16 protein-coding genes and 1 tRNA gene are annotated in these 20,848 nt (G+C 59.4%); 8 read left to right on the top strand and 9 right to left on the bottom strand.

Annotation, left to right across the window (positions count from 1 at the left end):
* Nucleotides 1-20 precede the first annotated feature (20 nt).
* Nucleotides 21-425, bottom strand: coding sequence for a DNA-directed RNA polymerase subunit omega (gene rpoZ, locus PH547_RS09185; protein ID WP_104822505.1), 405 nt, complete (start codon nt 423-425; stop codon nt 21-23).
* Between the two features lie 311 nt (nt 426-736).
* On the opposite strand from rpoZ, the gene PH547_RS09180 reads away from it, so the two are divergent.
* Nucleotides 737-1,321 carry a LabA-like NYN domain-containing protein gene (locus PH547_RS09180; RefSeq protein WP_104822504.1) on the top strand — a complete coding sequence of 195 codons (585 nt, stop codon included), beginning with the start codon at nt 737-739 and terminating at the stop codon, nt 1,319-1,321.
* 253 nt (nt 1,322-1,574) lie between these two features.
* Here the strand turns inward: PH547_RS09180 and smpB are convergent, their stop codons facing one another.
* Both smpB and dapA read right to left on the bottom strand, forming a co-directional pair.
* Nucleotides 1,575-2,054: an SsrA-binding protein SmpB gene (gene smpB, locus PH547_RS09175; RefSeq protein ID WP_028753433.1), complete on the bottom strand. Its 480-nt coding sequence runs from the start codon at nt 2,052-2,054 to the stop codon at nt 1,575-1,577.
* 138 nt (nt 2,055-2,192) lie between these two features.
* Complete coding sequence (gene dapA / locus PH547_RS09170) at nt 2,193-3,077, bottom strand: 4-hydroxy-tetrahydrodipicolinate synthase (RefSeq protein ID WP_104822503.1); 885 nt, start codon at nt 3,075-3,077, stop codon at nt 2,193-2,195.
* Between the two features lie 218 nt (nt 3,078-3,295).
* On the opposite strand from dapA, the gene PH547_RS09165 reads away from it, so the two are divergent.
* Both PH547_RS09165 and PH547_RS09160 read left to right on the top strand, forming a co-directional pair.
* Nucleotides 3,296-5,350 (top strand): lytic transglycosylase domain-containing protein, encoded by a 2,055-nt coding sequence (locus PH547_RS09165; protein ID WP_104822502.1) that lies wholly within the window; start codon nt 3,296-3,298, stop codon nt 5,348-5,350.
* Nucleotides 5,351-5,434: 84 nt separating this feature from the next.
* Nucleotides 5,435-6,325, top strand: a complete 891-nt coding sequence (locus tag PH547_RS09160; protein WP_104822501.1) for an alpha/beta fold hydrolase — start codon at nt 5,435-5,437, stop codon at nt 6,323-6,325.
* A 126-nt stretch (nt 6,326-6,451) separates the two neighbouring features.
* Here PH547_RS09160 and PH547_RS09155 read toward each other — a convergent pair whose 3' ends face one another.
* The 5 genes from PH547_RS09155 to PH547_RS09135 form a co-directional block, all read right to left on the bottom strand.
* Entirely contained in the window at nt 6,452-7,546 is a 1,095-nt protein-coding gene (locus tag PH547_RS09155; protein ID WP_104822500.1) for a porin, read from the bottom strand.
* 476 nt (nt 7,547-8,022) lie between these two features.
* Nucleotides 8,023-9,084: a porin gene (locus PH547_RS09150; RefSeq protein WP_285168124.1), complete on the bottom strand. Its 1,062-nt coding sequence runs from the start codon at nt 9,082-9,084 to the stop codon at nt 8,023-8,025.
* A 618-nt stretch (nt 9,085-9,702) separates the two neighbouring features.
* A tRNA-Ser gene (locus PH547_RS09145) sits at nt 9,703-9,793 on the bottom strand.
* A 128-nt stretch (nt 9,794-9,921) separates the two neighbouring features.
* Nucleotides 9,922-11,139: an NAD(P)/FAD-dependent oxidoreductase gene (locus PH547_RS09140; RefSeq protein WP_285168123.1), complete on the bottom strand. Its 1,218-nt coding sequence runs from the start codon at nt 11,137-11,139 to the stop codon at nt 9,922-9,924.
* 148 nt (nt 11,140-11,287) lie between these two features.
* Nucleotides 11,288-12,406, bottom strand: coding sequence for a Gfo/Idh/MocA family protein (locus tag PH547_RS09135; protein WP_285168122.1), 1,119 nt, complete (start codon nt 12,404-12,406; stop codon nt 11,288-11,290).
* Between the two features lie 233 nt (nt 12,407-12,639).
* Here PH547_RS09135 and PH547_RS09130 point away from each other — a divergent pair, with 233 nt between their 5' ends.
* From PH547_RS09130 to iolB, 5 genes are all read left to right on the top strand, one after another.
* Nucleotides 12,640-13,515, top strand: a complete 876-nt coding sequence (locus PH547_RS09130) for a MurR/RpiR family transcriptional regulator (protein ID WP_104822496.1) — start codon at nt 12,640-12,642, stop codon at nt 13,513-13,515.
* 188 nt (nt 13,516-13,703) lie between these two features.
* Complete coding sequence (locus PH547_RS09125) at nt 13,704-15,638, top strand: bifunctional 5-dehydro-2-deoxygluconokinase/5-dehydro-2-deoxyphosphogluconate aldolase (RefSeq protein ID WP_285168121.1); 1,935 nt, start codon at nt 13,704-13,706, stop codon at nt 15,636-15,638.
* Between the two features lie 76 nt (nt 15,639-15,714).
* Nucleotides 15,715-17,565: a 3D-(3,5/4)-trihydroxycyclohexane-1,2-dione acylhydrolase (decyclizing) gene (gene iolD, locus PH547_RS09120; RefSeq protein ID WP_285168120.1), complete on the top strand. Its 1,851-nt coding sequence runs from the start codon at nt 15,715-15,717 to the stop codon at nt 17,563-17,565.
* 67 nt (nt 17,566-17,632) lie between these two features.
* Nucleotides 17,633-18,550: a myo-inosose-2 dehydratase gene (iolE, locus tag PH547_RS09115; RefSeq protein ID WP_285168119.1), complete on the top strand. Its 918-nt coding sequence runs from the start codon at nt 17,633-17,635 to the stop codon at nt 18,548-18,550.
* A gap of 73 nt (nt 18,551-18,623) precedes the next feature.
* Entirely contained in the window at nt 18,624-19,421 is a 798-nt protein-coding gene (iolB, locus tag PH547_RS09110) for a 5-deoxy-glucuronate isomerase (protein ID WP_104822492.1), read from the top strand.
* A 40-nt stretch (nt 19,422-19,461) separates the two neighbouring features.
* Here iolB and PH547_RS09105 read toward each other — a convergent pair whose 3' ends face one another.
* Nucleotides 19,462-20,829 carry an MATE family efflux transporter gene (locus PH547_RS09105; protein WP_283049704.1) on the bottom strand — a complete coding sequence of 456 codons (1,368 nt, stop codon included), beginning with the start codon at nt 20,827-20,829 and terminating at the stop codon, nt 19,462-19,464.
* Nucleotides 20,830-20,848: the final 19 nt, after the last annotated feature.

Below are 20,848 nucleotides of genomic sequence, written 5' to 3'. Positions count from 1 at the left end.
TAGAGCATCAAGCTCGACGATCAGTAATCGTCGCTTTTTTCTGGCGGAACAAGGCCTTCGATACCGGCAAGAAGCTCTTCTTCCGACATCTGATCGAAAGTAACGGCTTCCGGCTGATCTTCTTCCTCATCGCCCGAAGCAGAAGCGACAGCGCCAGCGGCCAGGAGGCTTGCCGGATCGGGCTCTGGCTCGTCGACTTCAACGTGCTTCTGCAGCGAGTGGATCAGGTCTTCCTTCAGGTCATCAGGAGACAGCGTCTCGTCGGCGATTTCGCGCAGTGCGACGACCGGGTTCTTGTCATTGTCGCGGTCGATGGTGATCGAGGAACCCTGCGAAATCAGGCGAGCGCGATGGCTGGCAAGCAGCACGAGCTCGAACCGGTTTTCTACTTTATCAATGCAATCTTCTACTGTGACACGGGCCATTGCCTGTCCTTTGCGGTCGTGATGTCGTCATCATGTCTCGGAGTAGCACGCCCGATACAAGCAAACGATGGCAAATTCAAGTTTTTCCTGCTTCGGGGCTGCCAATCCCTCCACATTGGGCTAAAATTCATTAGACAAATCGCGCATTCAACCTACAGTTGCTTGGAATATCATAAATCGTGCCCTAAATCTCGGATATATGAATAATTCATAAAGTAATACGAATTATTCTTGGGCGTCATACAAGACATTGTTTTGACTGCATTTTGGGTAAAAGTAATTGCGTTTTGGTAACAATGGATATGTAAGCGATGTTCGACCCACGCGAAAAAATTGCACTTTTTATAGACGGCGCCAATCTTTACGCTGCGTCGAAAAGCCTTGGTTTTGATATCGACTATCGTAAGCTGCTGAAGGCCTTCCAGAAGCGCGGATATCTGCTTCGCGCTTATTACTATACGGCACTTATCGAAGACCAAGAATATTCCTCGATCCGCCCGCTCATCGATTGGCTGGACTATAACGGCTACAAGGTCATTACCAAGCCGGCGAAGGAATTCACCGACTCCATGGGCCGCCGCAAGATCAAGGGCAACATGGATATCGAGCTGGCAATCGACGCCATGGAGCAGTCGGAAACCGTCGATCACCTGGTCATCTTTTCCGGTGACGGGGATTTCACCACCTTGGTGGAAGCATTGCAGCGCCGTGGCCGCAAGGTGTCCGTGATCTCCACGATGTCCACCCAGCCGCCGATGATCGCCGACGACCTGCGCCGCCAGGCCGATCACTTCATCGATCTTGTATCGCTGAAGGCCGAAATCGGCCGCGACCCCTCCGAGCGTCCGCAGCGCCCGGTCGAACCGGCGCCTGCTGCGGCAGAGGCCGAAGATTAATCCGGGATCGGCGGGAGCGTCTGTGTCTGCCGCCGCAGCCGGCCCTTCGCTTTGGCTCAGGGCGTTCGTCTCAGTGTGTTCGTCGCTGCGATCGATTGACTGCTGGCTTTGATTGTCGGCGAGGAATTTCATAGACGGTGGAGCTTTCCGCGTTTGCCGCGGCGGCCGGCCCTTCGCTTTGGCTCAGGGCGTTCGTCGCTGCAATCGATTCACTGGATCGATTGCTCGGGCTTTGCCCGACCGCTCCTCACCCTCACCCATTATCCTTGAGAAGCCGGTTCTTCTGCCGGTTCCAGTCGCGTTCCTTCTCGGATTCGCGTTTGTCGTGGATCTTCTTGCCCTTGGCGAGCGCCAGCTCCAGCTTGGCACGACCGCTATCGTTGAAATAAATCTTCAGCGGGATCAGCGTCATGCCTTCGCGATTGACAGCGGAGCGCAGCCGGCCGATCTCACGGCCGGAAAGCAAGAGTTTGCGGCGGCGCCGCGGCTCGTGATTGAAGCGGTTCGCCTGCAGATATTCCGGCAGATAGGAATTGATCAACCAGATCTCGCCATCCTCATCGGAGGCATAGGATTCCGCGATATTGGCCTTGCCTTCGCGCAACGACTTGACCTCGGTGCCTTTCAGCACGAGCCCCGCCTCATAGGTGTCGATGATCTCGTAGTTGAAGCGCGCCTTGCGGTTTTCCGCGACAATCTTCTTCACCACGCGTTGGCTGCCTTTGGGTGCCATGGTTCTTCTTCTTTTTCGTGCGTCAATTCCGGCAGCGGCCACCGGCGCGCCAAGGTTTCACCCCTTAAATAAGCGAGACCGCCCTCCTTGTGAAGAGAGCGGTCTTGCTAGAGGATTTCGTGAGAGCGTTGGTACCCGTCAGTTCAGGAGACCAGCGTGGCGCATGGCGGCATCGATGGCCGCTTCCGTGCCGGGCTCCAGTGTCGAGAGCAGTGGCGAGCGCACATTGCGGCTCATCCGGCCAAGGCGGGAAAGGCCGTATTTCGCGCCACAGAGCCCCGGCTCCAGGAAAATCGCCTTATGCAGCGGCATCAATCGATCCTGATAGTCCAGCGCCTTGGCATAATCGCCGGCAAGCGTCGCCGCCTGGAATTCGGCACAGAGGCGCGGCGCGACATTAGCCGTCACCGAGATACAACCGACACCGCCATGGGCGTTGAAGCCAAGCGCCGTCGCATCTTCGCCGGAAAGCTGGCGGAAGTCGTGGCCGCAGGTGATGCGCTGTTCGGAGACGCGCTCAATCTTGCCGGTCGCATCCTTGACGCCGACGATGTTGCCATGCGCCTTGACAAGCGCGCCCATCGTCTCCGGCGTCATGTCGACCACCGAGCGGCCGGGAATATTGTAGATATAGATCGGCAGCTTCACCGCTTCGGCAATGGCCGAAAAATGGGCGTAGAGCCCCTTCTGCGTCGGCTTATTATAGTAAGGCGTCACGACCAGAACTGCGTTCGCGCCAACCTTCTCGGCGTGCTGGGCAAGCTCGATTGCCTCGCGGGTATTGTTGGAGCCGGCGCCGGCCATGACCGGGACGCGCTTGCCAGCCACCTCGATGCAAAGCTCGACGACGCGCTTGTGCTCATCATGTGACAGGGTCGGCGATTCACCCGTCGTGCCGACGGGAACGAGCCCGCTGCTGCCCTCTTTGATCTGCCAATCGACATGGGAAGCGAAGGATGCTTCATCCACCTTACCGGCGTCAGTGAAGGGCGTAACGAGTGCGGGAATGGACCCCTGGAACATGCAAGTCTCCTCGCGGCGCCGCTTTCATGCTTCAGCCGCAATCCATGGTTATGAATCCGCGCACCATAGAGCGCTGCCTTGACGGCGACAAGCGCGCTTTCGATGGTAAAGGGCAGTTTCCGATATCATAATTGATTGAAATTCGGGCCAACGCTAAGGTTTCGTTAATATAAACTTCGGCAAATGGAGGGGGCCTGTTTTTTGTCGTGAGTAGCCGGATGAAAAGACCTGTGATGATCTTGACCGCTATGGGCGTGGCGGTCGCATGGAGCACTTTTGCCTCACAGCTTCCCGGCGAGCAGACATCGGCCCCCGAGACGACCGATGTGGCGATGACCATGCCGGATCCGTTGAATACCGGATCAATCCCGCGCGGCTCTGCAATAGCACCCGTCAGCGGCGACCTGAAAGCCGGTCTCGATGCCCTCTCCAGCAAGAACCCGATGCAGGCGCTCGCCATCCGCAACAGCATGAGCCAGGGTACGCTCGACCGTCACATTCTGACCTGGGCGATCGCTACCTCGGGCCAGCCCGGCGTTCCCTCCGGCGAAATCGCCGCGGCGGCGCGTGAGCTTACCGGTTGGCCGGGTCTCGCCAGCCTGCGTGGCAATTCCGAACGCGCGCTTTACGCTGAAAACCCGCCGGCCGACCAAGTGCTTGCCGCCTTTGGCAATTCGCAGCCGGAAACACCGGAAGGCGCTGTCATCCTGTCGCGCGCGCTGGTTTCGCGCGGTGCGTCAGCGCAAGCGGCCAAACTCATCCGCAAGATCTGGCGCAATGAGGGGCTCGATAAGTCCTTCGAAGACAAGATCCTTGCCGAATTCTCGAGCCTCCTGTCGCCGGCCGATCATAAGGCGCGCATGGACTATTTGCTTTATCGCGGCCGCACCGCTCAGGCCAAGCGTTTCGGCGATCTCGGCAGGGCGCAATCGCTCTACAAGACCTGGGCGGCAATCAACAATCGTTCCGCCAATGCCGGAACTTTGCTCGCCACTATCGATCCGCAATGGCGCAAGGACCCCGCCTATCTCTTCATGCAGGTCGAGAACCTGCGTCGCCAGGACAAATATGACGATGCCGCCAATCTGCTGATGCAGATGCCGCGTGACCGCAGCGTACTCGTCAATACCAGCCAATGGTGGGATGAGCAGCGCATCGTCAGCCGCGGCCTGGTGGATCAAGGTAAATTCAAAACCGCCTATCGCATCGTCGACGCCAGCGTCGCGGAGAGTGCGCAGGATGTCGGCGAGGCGGAATTCCATGCCGGCTGGTATGCGCTGCGCGGATTGCAGGACGGCGCGACGGCCGCAACGCATTTCCGCAAAATTCTGCAGATATCGAACGGTCCGATCTCGCTGTCGCGCGCCTGGTATTGGCTCGGCCGCTCCGCCGAAGCCGGCGGTCCGGGCAAGGCGGCGGATTTCTATGCCAAGGCCGCCTCTTATCCCAGCACATTCTATGGCCAGCTCGCGGCCGAAAAATTGGGCCGCCGGACGCTGAACGTCACCTACCCCTCGCCGACGACCGAGGACCGGGAGCGCTTCCAATCCCGCGAAGCCGTTCAGGCCATCGCGCATCTTGAAGCGGCAGGTCACGGCTGGCGGGCTGATGCCCTTTACCGGGCGCTGGCGAAACAATTGCAGAGCCCCGGCGAGATCGCCATGCTGGCGGCACGGGCCGAGCGCTCCGGCAATCATCAGCTTTCCTTGCAGGTCGGCAAGATCGCCTATGGCCGCGGCGTCGACGTCGCCGCGCTCGCCTTCCCGATCGGCGTCATTCCGGACAATGCCAATATTTCCGGTTCCGGCAAGGCGCTCGCCTATGCCATCGCCCGGCAGGAGAGTGCCTTCAACCCGGCAGCAGTCTCCTCCGCCAATGCGCGCGGTCTGCTGCAGCTTCTGCCGAAGACGGCCAAGGCCGTCGCCGGCCGTCACGGCATAGCCTATTCCGCGGACAAGCTGACGCAGGATGCCGGCTACAACGCGACGCTTGGGGCCCATTATCTCGGCGAGCAGATCGACACCTTCGGCGGCTCCTACATCCTGACTTTCATTGCCTACAATGCCGGGCCAAACAAGGTTCCCGAGTGGATCAGCCGCTACGGCGATCCGCGCGGCAAATCGATCGACGATGTCGTCGACTGGATCGAGCGCATCCCCTTCCCCGAAACGCGCAACTATGTCCAGCGCGTCATGGAGAATTATCAGGTCTACAAGGCCCGCCTTGGACAGAAAACCGATATCGAGCACGATCTGATCTACGGACGCGGCTAAACTCCGCGACGGCGCCAGCATCATTGTTCAAGACGACAAAATCGCGTTACATCCCTCGTGAAACGCCATCCACGAGGGCTATCGATGCGTAATGACGATGAGAGCGGCTTTGTTATCAAAACAATCACTGCACCGGACGGGCTGAGGCTTTCCGCACGCGATTACAGCGGCGATTCGCCGGCCTTAAACCTGGCCCCGATCGTCTGTTTGCCGGGTCTGACCCGCAACTCCCGGGATTTCCACGAGTTGGCGCTGCTTTTGTCGCGGGATCCGGTGGCACCGCGCAGGGTGATTACGCTCGATGCCCGTGGACGCGGTTTATCGGCCTGGGACGACGACAAGAGCCACTATAATCTCGTGGTCGAGGCCCAGGACGTGCTCACAACCTGCGCCGCGCTGAATATACCAAAGGCCGTCTTCATCGGCACCTCGCGCGGCGGTCTTGTCCTGCATCTGCTGGCGGCAGGCCATCCCGATATCCTGAGGGCCGTCATTCTCAACGACATCGGTCCCGTTCTTGAAAAGGAAGGGCTTGTCGATATCCGCGACTATCTGAACCGCAACAGGAAGCCAGCCAATTGGGACGATGCTGTCGAGATTCTGCGGGAGAATCACGGTCGCGCTTTCACGGCACTTACAGATGACGATTGGCGCGACATGGCTCGGGCGATCTATACGCTCAAGGATGGTAACGTCGTAGCGGATTTCGATCCCGCTATTGCCGTCCAGATGAAGTCGCTCGATTTCGAAACGCCGCTACCGGATCTCTGGCCACAGTTCGAGGCGTTTCAGAACATCCCCTTGATGGTGATTCGCGGGGAAAACTCCAAGCTGCTGACGACAGCCAGCCTAGAGGAGATGGCACGGCGCCATCCCGGCATGACGGCAAAGATTGCTATCGGGCAAGGACATGCTCCGATTCTGCACCTCGGAGATATTCCGGCCGCGATTCGGCGTTTTCTGGCAACGATCTGAGCTTGCGCACAGCACCATCGCCACGCGCCGCAGAATAGAAAAGGCCCGGTTGGGAAAACCGGGCCAATCCTCTTCTGATCGGAGGTCAGATCAGAGTGTATGCTAATTCGGTTTTTGATAACCGAATTAGAAGCTGCGCTGGAAGCGGAGGATACCAGCCCACTGATCCTGGTTTACAGAATCGAAGTTGGTGTAGGTAACTTCCGGCTCGATGAGCAGGTTCTTAACCGGGTTGAACTTGAGGTTCGTCGTGGCTTCGAAGATCTTCGAGTCGGTGTAAGCGAGCTGCACGTTCCACTTCAGCTTGTCGCTGATCTTATAGCCAACGCCACCCCAAACAGCCCAGTCACCCCAGCCGCAGAGGTCGCCACGGCCAACCGGGCAAGCAGATGCGTTCAGGTTCGAACCGGCATACTGGTTCAGCTTGTCGCCGTCGGTGTTCCAGCCGCCCATCAAGAAGGCCGTAAACGCGCCGAAGTCGGCGTCGATACGAGCCTTGATAGCGCCTTCTTCGACGATCGAGTCATAGCCACCGACAACCTTGAAGCCGAAGTTGCCAGCCTTGTAGCCAACGCCGGCAACGACGTTCGGGGCATAGTGGTCAGCCTTGGACTGAACCCAAGCGCCGCCGTAGGAAGACGTATCCGAACCGGAGTTGGAGTCTTCAAGCGAGACGACAGCCTTGAAGCCGTTGCCTGCATCGTAGTTGTAGGTGATCTGGTTCAGTTCGTACGGGCCGTCATAGACCACGTCGTCGTTGATGACGTCGCCGGCATAACCTGCGAACAGGTTGTACTGCGAGTCCTGCTTACCAACCAGGAAACCGCCGAGGCTGATGTTAGCCCAGAGCAGCTTGGTGGTCGTAGCGTTGCCGTCGTTCCAGTCGAAACGATAAACGGTGTTGGTCTTCAGCGGACCGTATTCGGTGTCCGTTGCGGTGTCGACGCTGAGCTGAGCGCGGGTGTGCCAGTAGGTGCCGCGATCGCCGCCCGGACCCGGGTTGTAGGCGTTGTACCAGCCGCCTTCGGTACGGACCATGCCGCCGATCTTGAGGCAGGTTTCGGTACCCGGGATGAAGAAGTAGCCAGCGCCATAAGCGTCGCAGATGCGAACGTATTCAAGCGGCTCCGGCTCGGCAGCAACGACGGCATCGGCTGCATGAGCACCGGAAACTGCTGCCAGCGCAGCAGCGGAGCCGAGAAGAAGGCTCTTGATGTTCATAATAACTCCAGTTCTAAATATCGATTAGGTATGAGAATTCGCGCCGAGAAATCGACGGGCCCTACCCCACCCCTGTGTTCAAAGTTGACCCCTGATCTGGGAGAACCAAGACGCTAAGTCTTGCTTCCGAGTTGGACCCTACAGATCGAATTTTTCAGAGCAATATCAGAGACAAACTATAATCATATGTGACGTTCGTTTCGAATTTCGCGTTGCACAAAAATCACGTCGCAAAACTGTCACATAGTTTCCATGTTCAGAAATTGAACTCTACTAGGCAATACTCTCCGAGAACACTCAAGTTATAAAATCTATACTTAGTTAGTATATTATAAATCAATAAAATACTGAAGCACCGCTTCTCCGGTATCCAAAGCAGCGAAGATCGGACTGTCCGAAATACAAAAAGCCCGGCTCAAAAGCCGGGCTTTTCGTCACCAATGTGACAATCAGATTATGACCGAGGTCAAACCAGATTAGAAGGTACGCTCGAAGCGGAGGATACCAGCCCACTGATCTTCGTTGATCGAATCCCAGTTGGTGTAGGAAACTTCCGGCTCGATGAGCAGGTTCTTAACCGGGTTCCACTTGATGTTCGTCGTAGCGGCGAAGATCTTGGAGTCGGTGTAAGCGAGCTGCAGGTTCCACTTCAGCTTTTCGTTGATCGGAACGCCAACGCCGCCCCAAACTGCCCAATCGCCCCAGCCGATGTCAGCAGCGTCGCCGCCACCGTTCGAGCCAGCGTACTTGTTCAGCTTGTCGCCGTCCGTGTTCCAGCCGCCCATGATGAAGGCAGAGAGAACGCCGAAGTCAGCGTCGATACGAGCCTTGATGGCACCTTCTTCGACGATGGAGTCATAACCACCGACGACCTTGAAGGACCATGCGCCAGCCTTGTAGCCAGCACCGGCAACGACGTCCGGAGCGTAGTGATCCGAGCTGTCTTCGCCGTTAGAGCCATGTGCGCCAACGCCAGAGTTGCTGTCTTCCAACGAGATCACAGCCGTGAAGCCGTTGCCGGCGTCGTAGTTGTAGGTGATCTGGTTGAGTTCGTACGGGCCGTCATAGACCACGTCGTCGTTGATGACGTCGCCGGCGTAACCGGTGAACTGGTTGAACCAGGAGTCCGTCTTACCAACAGTGAAGCCGCCGAGGCTGATGTATGCCCACAGCAGGTTGGTGCTGGTGGAGTTACCTTCCTGCCAATCCCAACGCAGGATGGTGTTCGTCTTCAGCGGACCGTATTCGGTGTCGGTCGCGGTGTCGATGTTGAGCTCGGCGCGGGTGTGCCAGAGCGTGCCACGAACGTTGTTCGGGTTGTAAGCGTCGTACCATTCACCTTCGGTACGAACCTTGCCGCCGATCTTGAGGCAGGTTTCGGTGCCCGGAATGAAGAAGTAGCCAGCGCCGTATGCGTCGCAGATGCGAACGTATTCGAGCGGCTCCGGCTCAGCGGCAACAACAGCGTCAGCCGCGTGAGCACCGGAAACTGCTACGAGCGCAGCAGCGGAGCCGAGAAGAAGGCTCTTGATGTTCATTATTGACCTCCAGTCAAAGTTTCAATCGAGAATGAGAACTACCCGAAGGCATTCCCTGCCCCATCCTCGTGTTTCAAGAAGTGGACGATCAATCGCCCTCGCTTCCGAGATTGAAAATACAAGACGCGAACTGTCACGCAATCTACATCTTACCGGAAAGGGGGATTTGCGTGAGCCTTCCGTAATTCCTGTTGCCGAAAGGACACAAGTCCGCCACACGGGCCTTGGATTTGTTTATAGTTTGTTAAGAAAGCCCTTACGGTACCAGCACTTACAGGCCGCTTTTAAATGAGGACGTGGGCGCGGGGCCGGCCGTCACAATGGCCGATCCAAGGCAAAACCATGGCTGCCGCGACGTCGTGTTCGCTGTTTTCGACATTTGCCGGGATAGTCATCAACAGTACGAAGCAAGCAAAATCACCTTCGCCATCTCAGCATAGCATCGAGAGCCAGTGATTCTGCCACGACCGATTCGATCGAGAATCGGTTTTATCGATCATGTGCCAGCAAGATTGCAGCGAAATGACAAAAAGAGAATCGGCAACGACTGACGTGAGAGGTCGTTTGATATCAACGGTGAAGGGGGAAAATAGCTGTCCTGCAAGGTGCAAAGCAGGATGGCGGAGAAGATGGGATTCGAACCCACGATACGCTTTTGACGTATACTCCCTTAGCAGGGGAGCGCCTTCGACCACTCGGCCACCTCTCCGGTGCGGCCCTGATACGGCCAATCATTTATCGACGCAAGCGCTTTTTCGCCTCCCTGCACGTTCTCCCTGCATTCGGCGGTGCGCGCATCCTGCAGGGAGAACTAGATAGCCGGCGTGCGGGTCCCTCTTAACGCAGCAACTCCTTAAGGTCCGCGGCCGAATCGGCCAAAACAGCCTTTGCCGGGTTGACGCCGCTTTCCAGTAGCTTCTTGCCAGTCACATAGGCCTTTGCGTCGTTGATAGCGTCGACGGCGATGAAGCGGCCCTCCTTGAAATACCAGACCGAAGCCGATCCTTCTCGAGCGCCGGCGCGCAAAAGGGTTTCGTCATAGCCGACGTTGAAGCCAGCGATCTGCAATTTTACGTCATATTGATCCGACCAGAACCATGGCTTCGGATCGTAGGGCTCGTTGCCGCCTGCAATGATTCCGGCTGCGGCTTCGGCCTGGTCGACGGCATTCTGTACCGATTCGAGACGGATGCGGCCGCCGTTCCAAGGCAGTTCCGCGCAATCGCCCACAGCGAAGATCGCGGGGTCGGAGGTGCGGGCAAACGAATCGACGATGATACCGTTGCCGACTTCCAGCCCCGCTTCCTTGGCCAGCCGGTCGTTCGGGGCAACGCCGATGCCGACGATGACGAAATCGACATCTATGGTGGACCCGTCCGACAGCTCGGCGGCGACGACATGGCCGTTCTTGCCAACCAGTTGCTTCAGGCCCGTCTTTTCGCGGATGATGACGTCGTGTCCACGGTGAATAGTCCGCATGATGTCGGCCGTCTCCTTGGCGGCGACGCGCTGCAGGATCCTGTCTGCCATTTCTATAAGCGTGACTTCGAGGCCGCGATGGCGGGCAACCGCCGCCGCTTCGAGGCCGATATAACCGCCGCCGATGATGAGAACACGGCGGCCCGCGCGCATTTCGGCGGCGAGCTGATCGGCATCGCGTTTATCGCGGGCGAGATAGACGCCTTCAAGCGCACCCCCGACGGAGGGCGGCAACTCGCGCGGCGTTGCGCCGGTCGCCAGCGCCAGCGTGTCATAGCCCAGCGCCGAACCGTCCTGCATGACCACCTGTTTTGCCGCGCGATCAATCTGCTCGACCCAGGTGGACAAACGGATCTCGACATTGTTGTCGGCATACCAATGCTCAGGGCGGAACAAGAGCCGGTCGAAGGCCATCTCGCCGAGAAGATATTTTTTTGTCAGCGGCGGTCGCTGATAGGGAAGGTTTTCCTCCGCGCCGATGATAGTGATCGGCCTCGAATCTCCAAGCGCCCGCAATTTGGCGGCAAGCGCGAAACCGGCCTGCCCGGCCCCGACAATGACCAATCTGCCCGTCACGATCCTTACTCCATTATATATGGTTATGGCGGCTCGTTACCTTGATATAGGCGTCGCCCTCGCGGTTTTCAGGGGTAACGCCTACCCTTGCAAGCGTCAATCATAGCTGACCTTGCGCCGGAGATCGGGGGAAAATTGGGGCAGGACTTCAGGCCGGTATCTCGACCCAGCGGCGCTCATGGAATGATCGGGCCATGGCGTGCACCGACTTTTCGATGCGCAAACCGTCCAAGAAGCTTACGACGGACGCCGCGTCGCCGGAAATGGCGCGGATCAGCTCCCGGCATTCGATGATCTTCAGATCATTGAAACCGAGTCCGTGGCCAGGCGCAGGGATGAACCGGTCATAGGGTCGGTGCGCCGGCGCCGCAAGAACTCTGCGGAAGCCCTGTTCGGTTTGCCTGCCGTCCGCCTGATAAAGCTCGAATTCGTTCATGCGCTCCTGGTCGTAGACGATCGAGCCTTTCGAGCCGTAGATCTGCAGCGCAATGCGGCCCTTGCGCCCCCAGGCGGAGCGATTCGCCATCAGCACCGCAGAAATACCGCCCCCGAGCCGCATCAGCACATTGGCGAGATCGTGATTCTCAACGGCGCGGCGCCCGCCGTCCTTCAACGGCCGTTCGGCATAGGGCTTCACCATATCGGTGATGACAGCTTCGACATGGCCGAACAGAAACCAGAGCAGCGACAGCGGATGCACTGCGAAATCGTCAAGCGCGCCATAGCCGCCGGCAAGCTCGCTCTTCCAATAGAAGAGGCCCTCCGGATCGGCCATGAAGTCTTCATCCATTTCGACACGGACGTGATTGACCTCGCCGATCGCGCCTTCGCCGATCAGCGCCTTGATATGCCGCATCACGGGATTCTGAATATAGTTGTAGCCGAGGACGGCGACCTTGCCCGAGGCCTTGGCGGCGCTCAGCATGCGTTCGGCGTCGGTATAGGCCGGCGCCATCGGCTTTTCGCACCAGACATGCTTGCCGGCTTCCAGCGCCGCGATCGCCATTTCCGGATGGAATTGATTGGGCGTGGTGACGGAGACGACATCGACCTCGGGATCGGCGATCAGCTCACGCCAATCGGCGGTCGCCTTTTCGAAGCCGAATTCATCGCCACGCATTTTTGCCAGGTCGGGATTGGCTTCGGCAAGATGCACGAGACGCGGTCGCTCAACATCGCCGAAGACGGTCTTGACCGCATTCCACGCCAGCGCATGGCATTTGCCCATATAGCCGGTTCCGATCAATCCGACGCCAAGCGACTTCATATCCATTTCCTCCACCGGCTTCCTCCTGAAGCCCGCGGCGATTTTTGGAATATTTGGACCGTTTTGACAAGCCGGCGCATCGGCCAATTGCGCCACATCGTCAGCGGAATGGAATTTATTGAAGTAAATTCACACACTTAAAAATAATCGTGCCGAGTTATCCAAAATCCGTTATCGTGCAAAATATGGAATATTTGTTTCATTGACGGGTATGACGTCGAGAAGGGTGAGGCATGGACAACGAAATCGAAACGCGAACCAAGGTGCCGCGGGATTTTGAAAGCCTTCGCAGCATCATCATCGAGCGTAAGAATTCCATGCCGAAACGTCTGGCGCAGGTCGCGGCTTTCGCACTCGGCAATCCGGATGAAATCGCGTTCGGTACCACGGCAAGCATTGCCACCGCCGCGGATGTCCAGCCTTCGACGCTGGTGCGTCTTGCCCATCATCTCGGTTACGGCGGCTTCTCCGACCTGCAGAGCATTTTCCGCGAGCGGCTGCGCGACCGGACGCTGAGCTACGAAGAGCGGCTGATCACACTCGAACAATCCGGCATCGAGGATGAAGAGGCCGGGATTCTCTCAGGCTTTCTCTCTGCCGCCAGCCAGTCGGTCAACAAGCTTGCCGCCACGATCGAGACGGATACGTTTGCCAAGGCGGTGGATGTGCTCGCCGCTGCCGAGACGATCTATCTTATCGCCAAGCGCCGTTCCTATCCGCTGACGGCGCATATGACCTACGCCTTTTCCAAACTGAACATCCGCCATCAGATCGTCGCTTCGCCGAACGGCATCGACGGCGAGCTCGCCCGCTTTGCCACGGAAAGGGACGCGGCGATTGCCGCAAGCTTCTCTCCCTACGCTGCCGACAGCCTCGCCCAGGCGCAGGACCTCGCCGCACGCAACGTGCCGGTCATCGCTATTACCGATTCGGCCTTTTCACCGCTTACCGGCTGCGCCACTCACTGGTTCGAGGTGGCGGAGGCCGATTTTGCCGGCTTCCGCTCGCTGTCGGCATCCATGGCGCTGATCATGGCCTTCCCTGTCGCCATCGCCGAACGGCGGAGGAAAGAAGCGGTTGCAAAATTCCACAAAACCAAAATGGAATAAACATTCCGAATTGACAAAATTACGGAACCAATGTTTCATTACATCCATGAACGCGGCTGCGGGAGATGGCCGCAAAATAGACCAGAGCCCGGACGAAAACGAAGACGGACGGACCGGCACATTCAATAATGCGTGACCCCAAAGAAAACTGAAGAGTTATCGGGATCATGCCTGGACGGGAGGACATTATGGCACACGACAATCCTGGCGCCCAGCCGGAGCCGACACTCGACGTGATCACCATCGGCCGCTCCTCCGTCGATCTTTATGGGCAGCAGATCGGCTCGCGGCTTGAGGATATTGCATCTTTTGCGAAATCCGTTGGCGGCTGCCCGGCCAATATCGCTATCGGCACGGCTCGCCTTGGCTTGAAATCCGGCTTGATCACCCGCGTTGGTGACGAGCAGATGGGCCGCTTTATCCGTGAACAGACGGCACGCGAAGGCGTCGCGACAGAAGGGATCGCCACCGACAAGGAGCGGCTGACGGCACTGGTGTTGCTTGCGGTCGAGGCCGAGGGCGTGTCGCCGATGATCTTTTATCGTTCCGACTGCGCCGACATGGCGCTCGACGAGGATGATATCGATGAGAATTTCATTCAATCCTCTCGCGCCGTCCTCGTCTCCGGCACGCATTTTTCCAAGCCGAACACGGAGGCCGCGCAACGCAAGGCGATTCGCATCGCCAAGGCGAACGGCCGCAAGGTGATCTTCGACATCGACTACCGGCCGAATCTCTGGGGCCTCGCCGGCCACGCCGAGGGCTTCGAACGTTATGTGAAGTCGGATCGCGTGTCGTCGAAGATGAAAGAGACGCTGCCGGATTGCGACCTGATCATCGGGACCGAAGAGGAGATCATGATTGCCTCGGGCGCAGATGATGTGCTCGGCGCTCTCAAGGAAATCCGCCGCCTTTCCTCGGCAACCATCGTGCTGAAGCGCGGCGCCATGGGCTGCATCGTTTATGATGGCCCTATCTCGGATGACCTCGAAGACGGCATTGTCGGCCAGGGCTTTCCGATCGAGGTGTTCAACGTTCTCGGCGCCGGCGATGCCTTCATGTCCGGATTCTTGCGCGGCTTCCTGCGCGACGAACCGCTGAAGACCTGCGCCACCTGGGCCAATGCCTGTGGTGCCTTTGCGGTCTCCCGCCTGCTCTGCTCGCCGGAATATCCGACCTGGGCCGAGCTCGATTTCTTCCTGAAGACGGGCAGCAAACACCGGGCCCTGCGTAAGGACGAGGCGATCAACCATCTTCATTGGGCGACGACCCGACGCGGCGAGATCCCACTGCTGATGGCGCTTGCCATCGATCATCGCTCGCAACTCGTCAGCGTCGCCGACGAGCTGGGCATCGGCCATGACAGGATCGTTGCCTTCAAGCGGCTTGCGGTCGAGGCGGCGGCGCGCGTTTCGGGCGGTCGGTCCGGCTATGGCATGCTCATCGACGAGCGCTTCGGCCGCGATGCCTTCTTCGACGCCGCCGCGAAGAATTTCTCCTGGATCGGTCGTCCCGTTGAATTGCCGGGCTCGAAGCCGCTGAAATTCGAGTTCAGCCAGGATATCGGTTCGCAGCTCACCGAATGGCCCCTCAATCATTGCATCAAATGCCTCTGCTTCTATCATCCCGACGATCCCGCGGAGTTGAAGGCGGAGCAGCAGGAGAAGCTACGCACCCTGTTCGAAGCAGCGCGTAAGGTCGGCCGCGAGCTGTTGGTCGAGATCATTGCCGGCAAGAACGGGCCGCTGACTGACGATACGATCCCAACGGCGATGGAAGAGCTCTATGCGCTCGGCATCAAGCCGGACTGGTGGAAGCTGGAACCGCAGGAATCGACCGCGGCCTGGAAAAAAATCGATGCCGTAATCGCCAAAAATGATCCATTGTGCAGGGGTATCGTGCTGCTTGGCCTGGAAGCGCCGGCAGAAGAATTGATCCGCAGCTTCGAGGCGACGCTGGCCGCGCCCTCGGTCAAGGGTTTTGCCGTCGGACGGACGATCTTTTCCGATGCGGCGCGCGCCTGGATGTCGGGCGGCATGAACGACGAGGAAGCGATCGCCGACATGGCTGGCCGCTTCCAACAATTGACCCAGGCGTGGCTGAAAACCCGCGGCCTGGAATAGAAGGCGCATTGCTCCGAAAAGTTTCGGGGAAAGCGATGCGCAAACAATGGACTAAAATGCATTTGGGAGGCGCCCCATGGGCAATACGATCCGATTGACGATGGCGCAGGCTGTCGTGCATTTCCTCAAAAACCAGATGACTGTGATCGATGGCCAGAAGCAGCCGATCTTCGGCGGCGTCTGGGCGATCTTCGGCCATGGCAACGTCGCCGGCATGGGGGAAGCGCTCTATCAGGTGCGCGACGAGTTGCCGACCTTCCGTGCCCACAATGAGCAGGGCATGGCGCATGCCGCCATCGCCTATGCGAAGGCCGGTTTCCGTCAGCGCTTCATGGCCTGCACGACATCGATCGGTCCCGGCGCGCTGAACATGGTGACCGCCGCGGGCGTCGCGCATGTCAACCGCATCCCCGTGCTGTTCCTGCCCGGCGATGTCTTCGCCAACCGAGCGCCCGATCCGGTGCTGCAGCAGATCGAGGATTTTGGCGATGGCACGGTGTCAGCCAACGATGCCTTCCGTCCGGTTTCGCGCTACTTCGACCGCATCACCCGGCCCGAGCAGATCATCACGGCGCTGAAGCGCGCCATGCAAGTGCTGACCGACCCGCTCGATTGCGGTCCAGTGACATTGTCGCTTTGCCAGGATGTGCAGGCGGAAGCCTTCGACTATCCGGAGAGCTTCTTCGAGGAACATGTCTGGACGCAGCGCCGTCCGCAGCCGGATGCGGACGAACTGGCAAACGCCATCGCGCTGATCCGCAAATCCGAAAAGCCCGTGATCGTCGCCGGCGGCGGCGTGCTCTATTCACAGGCAACGAAGGAGCTTGCCGCTTTCGCGGAAGCGCACGGCATTCCGGTCGTCGTGACACAGGCGGGCAAATCGGCGATCGATGAGACCCACCCGTTGGCACTTGGCTCGGTCGGCGTTACCGGCACATCGGCTGCCAACGCGATTGCCGAGGAAACCGATCTGGTGATCGCGGTGGGCACCCGCTGCCAGGATTTCACCACCGGTTCCTGGGCGCTCTTCAAGAACGAAAAGCTGACGATGATCGGCCTCAACATCGCGGCCTATGATGCGTTCAAGCACAATGGTCACCCCTTGGTGACGGATGCGCGCGAAGGACTAAAGGCCCTGTTCGCCGGCCTTTCCGGCTGGAAAGCTCCGGCAGTGCTTGTCGAGAAGGCTACACAGGAAAAGAAGATCTGGATCGAGGCTGCCGCCAAGGCCATGGCGACGACGAATAGCGCCCTGCCCTCCGACGCCCAGGTGATCGGCGCCGTCACTCGCACGATCGGCGACGAGAAAAGCATCCTCCTGTGCGCGGCCGGCGGCCTGCCCGGCGAATTGCACAAGCTCTGGCCGGCGACCGCGCCCGGCAGCTACCATATGGAATACGGCTTCTCCTGCATGGGCTATGAGATTGCCGGCGGCCTTGGCGCGAAGATGGCGCGGCCGGACAAGGAAGTCATCGTCATGGTCGGCGACGGCTCCTACATGATGCTGAATTCGGAGCTGGCGACCTCGGTCATGCTCGGCCTGAAACTCACGATCGTCCTTCTCGACAACAGGGGCTACGGCTGCATCAACCGGCTGCAGATGGCGACGGGTGGCGCCAACTTCAACAATCTGCTCAAGGACTCGCGCCACGAGATCATGCCGGAGATCGATTTCCGGGCGCATGCCGAGAGCATGGGGGCCGTTGCGGTCAAGGTCGCTTCCATCGCCGAGCTGGAACAGGCGCTCGAAGCATCGAAAAAGAACGACCGCACCTCGGTCATCGTCATCGACACCGACCCGCTGATCACCACAGACGAAGGCGGCCACTGGTGGGATGTCGCCGTTCCTGAGGTCAGCCCGCGCGCCGAGGTCAACAAGGCCCGCGCCGCCTACGAGCAAGCTCGCGCCTCCCAGCGTATCGGCTGATCGATTTCCGTCCTATTTCTGGAGGAGCGTTTCAGCTCCTCCAGCATTATTTTCAAGGAGACCATTGATGAAGGCCAAACTCGGCATGTCGCCCATCGCCTGGTGGAACGACGATCTTCCTGAGCTCAGCGACGACGTATCCCTTGAGGAATGCCTGCGGCAATCGCGCAGTGCGGGCTTCACCGGCATGGAACAGGGCCGGCGCTTCCCCAGCAATCCGGATGAAATGCTGCCCATCCTGCGCGCCGCCGATGTGACGCTCTGCGGCGGCTGGTTCTCCGGCACGCTTGTCAATGAGGAGCTGGCCGCCAACAAGGACCGCATCGCGCCGATGATCGCGCTGTTCAAGGCCGTCAATGCGCCCTGCATCGTCTATGGCGAAGTCGGCCGTTCCATACAGGGCGACCGCTCCAAGCCGCTCGCCACCAAGCCGCGCCTTTCCGATGACGAGATGAAGGCCTATGCCCGCCGCGTCACCGAATTCGGCGAATGGTGCGCCGAGCAGGGCATGCCGCTCTCCTACCATCATCACATGGCCGCAGTCGTCGAAACCGAACCGGAACTCGACGCCTTCATGCGCAATTCCGGCGCAGGCATTCCGCTTCTGCTCGATGCCGGTCACCTAGCCTTTGCCGGCGGCGACGTTCTGCGTGCCATCGACAACCACCACGCCCGCATCAACCACGTTCACGTCAAGGATATCCGCAAGCCCGTTGTGGATGGTCTGGATCGCAGCCGCCAATCCTTCCTCGACGCAGTGGCGCTCGGTGCGTTCACGGTGCCGGGCGACGGCTCGCTTGATTTCGGCGCCATCGTCCAGCGTCTGGCCGATTACGGCTATGAAGGCTGGTTCGTGGTCGAGGCCGAACAGGACCCGCGCAAGGCGCCGCCGCAGAAGATGGCCGAGATCGGTCATGCCGAGCTGATGCGCGTCATGACAGCGGCGGGCTATACGGTGGCAACCGAAGGCTTTCCCAAGGGGTAAAGACGAGCGCCCCTCCTCGCCCGCTATCCAGGGGTTGGCGAGGAGGCTCCCAAGCAATAGAGGACGAACACCCATGCCAAATCTCAAGGTCAAACCTGATGGCTCCCATGGTCGTGTCAGCCATGTCACGCCCGAAAGCGCCGGCTGGACGTATGTCGGCTTCGACCTTTACCGGCTGAAACCCGGCGAGACCGCCTCCGCCGAGACGGGCAATCGCGAGGTCTGCCTGGTCTGGGTCAGCGGCAAGGCGAGCGCCAAGGCTGGCGCGAAGGATTTCGGCTCGCTTGGCGGACGCATGAGCCCCTTCGAAGGCGCGCCGCATGCGCTTTATATTCCGGCCGGCTCCAACTGGTCCGTCGTCGCCGAGACCGACCTCGAACTGGCCGTCTGCTCCGCTCCTGGCGGCGGCTCGTATGAAGCCCGCGCCATTCCGCCCGGCACGCATCCGGCGGTAACGCGCGGCAAGGGCACCAATGTCCGCTATGTCAACAACATCATGCCGGAGGATGACGGCGCGGCGCATTCGCTGCTCGTGGTCGAAGTCATCACGCCGGGCGGTCACACCTCCTCCTATCCGCCGCACAAGCATGATCAGGACAATCTGCCGAACGAAAGCTTCCTCGAGGAGACCTATTATCACCGCCTGAACCCGCCTCAGGGGTTCGGCTTCCAGCGGGTTTATACCGACGATCGTTCACTGGACGAGGTCATGGCGCTGGAGGACGGCGATGTGACGCTTGTGCCCAAGGGATATCACCCATGCGCGGCCTGCCATGGCTACGACCTTTATTATCTCAACGTCATGGCCGGCCCGAAACGCGTCTGGAAGTTCCACAACGCGCCGGAACATGAGTGGCTCCTCAAGGCCTGAATGCCGCTAAAGGCCGCGCCTCAAGGACGCGGCCTTTTGCTCATACCGGTAGCAGACCGTATCGCCAGCCGCGGTCCCTGGCGTTGCGCGACAGTACCAACCACGTAAGCAGAAGCATTCCCGTTTCGGCGAAGACCGGCACCATCCAGATTCCGGTTTCGCCGAAGGCGAAAGGCAGCAGGAATGTCAGGGGCAGCGTAAAGAGATAGGGTCGCGCCAGGCCGAAGATCGCCGCTCGCTTCGCATCGCCGATCGACTGGAAATAGGACGACAGCACGATCATCTGCCCGAAGAGGAAATAGGCGCCGACCGTCCAGGGCAAAATCCGTCCCACCTCCGCAACGATGACGGCATCGCCGACAAAGACGCCACCAAGCCTGCCCGCCAGCATTTCGACGGCCAATTCCACCGCGCTGCAATAAATCAGCGCCGACACCATCGCGATCTGCAGGCTCCGGCCGACGCGGGCGGGAAGCGCGGCGCCGTGGTTGTGACCGGATATCGTCTGCAGGGCGATGCTGAGGCCGAGGAGCGGCAGATAGGCGAAGGTCATCACGCGGGTGATGATTCCGTATGCCCCGACCGTCGCGACATAATCCCCCTGGTGCCAGATCGCCAGATTGAAGAGGATTGCTGCGGAACTCAGGGATATGCCGATGAAACCGAGGCTCATCGGCGCGCCGAAGGCTATGATCCCGCGCCATTCGGCAACCGGAAACGATATCGAGGGCCTCAGTGCGCCTGGCTGCCGCCAGCGGTAGAGCAGGATGATCGCCAGGCATATGAATTGCGCCGCGATCGACCCTGCGGCTGAGCCGATGACGCCCCAATGCAGTATCGCCATCAGCAGCCAGTTGGCGAGGATATTGAGCAGGGTGGAGGCAAGCGTCACCAGCGTCATGAAGCCAATCTTGCCTTCGCAACGCAGAGCGTCGACATGCACCGACAACAGGAAGCTCACCGGAGCAAAGCCGATCATGATGCCCATGAACGCGCCGGCATTGGCGGCGATAGCGGCATTATCAGCCGCAGCCGTCACGATGATCTGCCGCCCGATCGTCCAATAGAGCGCATTGACAAGGATCACCACAGCCAAGGCCAGGCCATGGGCGGCGCTGAAAGCCTGCCTCGCCCCAGGGCGATCTCCTGCCCCCAGGCGGCGCGCCAGGATGCTCGCCATGCCGTTGGAGACCAGCGATTGTAGCGCGATCAGCAGCATCAGTGCCGGAAAAATGAGGCTGACCGCCGAAAGGGCATCGGCACCCACATAGGCACCGAGGAAATAAGCATCGACGACGGCAAACAGGCCGTTGACGGTCGTGATCATGATGATCGGCGCAGCCGTGCGGGCAAAGACGCCCGGCAGCCAGCCGCTCAGGAACATGTTGCGTTCGGAATGATTCGTCATAGAAAAAATCCAGGCAGCA

The organism is Rhizobium cerradonense (assembly GCF_030182455.1).
Lineage (GTDB): Bacteria > Pseudomonadota > Alphaproteobacteria > Rhizobiales > Rhizobiaceae > Rhizobium.
This window is presented reverse-complemented; position numbering and strand designations above follow the sequence as displayed.

Excerpts from the sequence above, each read along its gene's own strand:
- PH547_RS09105 (WP_283049704.1), bottom strand. The coding sequence starts at position 20,829 with ATGACGAATCATTCCGAACGCAACATGTTCCTGAGCGGCTGGCTGCCG.
- PH547_RS09125 (WP_285168121.1), top strand. The coding sequence starts at position 13,704 with ATGGCACACGACAATCCTGGCGCCCAGCCGGAGCCGACACTCGACGTG.
- iolD (WP_285168120.1), top strand. The coding sequence starts at position 15,715 with ATGGGCAATACGATCCGATTGACGATGGCGCAGGCTGTCGTGCATTTC.
- iolE (WP_285168119.1), top strand. The coding sequence starts at position 17,633 with ATGAAGGCCAAACTCGGCATGTCGCCCATCGCCTGGTGGAACGACGAT.
- PH547_RS09130 (WP_104822496.1), top strand. The coding sequence starts at position 12,640 with ATGGACAACGAAATCGAAACGCGAACCAAGGTGCCGCGGGATTTTGAA.
- dapA (WP_104822503.1), bottom strand. The coding sequence starts at position 3,077 with ATGTTCCAGGGGTCCATTCCCGCACTCGTTACGCCCTTCACTGACGCC.
- PH547_RS09155 (WP_104822500.1), bottom strand. The coding sequence starts at position 7,546 with ATGAACATCAAGAGCCTTCTTCTCGGCTCCGCTGCTGCGCTGGCAGCA.
- PH547_RS09160 (WP_104822501.1), top strand. The coding sequence starts at position 5,435 with ATGCGTAATGACGATGAGAGCGGCTTTGTTATCAAAACAATCACTGCA.
- PH547_RS09135 (WP_285168122.1), bottom strand. The coding sequence starts at position 12,406 with ATGAAGTCGCTTGGCGTCGGATTGATCGGAACCGGCTATATGGGCAAA.
- iolB (WP_104822492.1), top strand. The coding sequence starts at position 18,624 with ATGCCAAATCTCAAGGTCAAACCTGATGGCTCCCATGGTCGTGTCAGC.
- rpoZ (WP_104822505.1), bottom strand. The coding sequence starts at position 425 with ATGGCCCGTGTCACAGTAGAAGATTGCATTGATAAAGTAGAAAACCGG.
- PH547_RS09150 (WP_285168124.1), bottom strand. The coding sequence starts at position 9,084 with ATGAACATCAAGAGCCTTCTTCTCGGCTCCGCTGCTGCGCTCGTAGCA.
- PH547_RS09165 (WP_104822502.1), top strand. The coding sequence starts at position 3,296 with ATGAAAAGACCTGTGATGATCTTGACCGCTATGGGCGTGGCGGTCGCA.
- PH547_RS09180 (WP_104822504.1), top strand. The coding sequence starts at position 737 with ATGTTCGACCCACGCGAAAAAATTGCACTTTTTATAGACGGCGCCAAT.
- smpB (WP_028753433.1), bottom strand. The coding sequence starts at position 2,054 with ATGGCACCCAAAGGCAGCCAACGCGTGGTGAAGAAGATTGTCGCGGAA.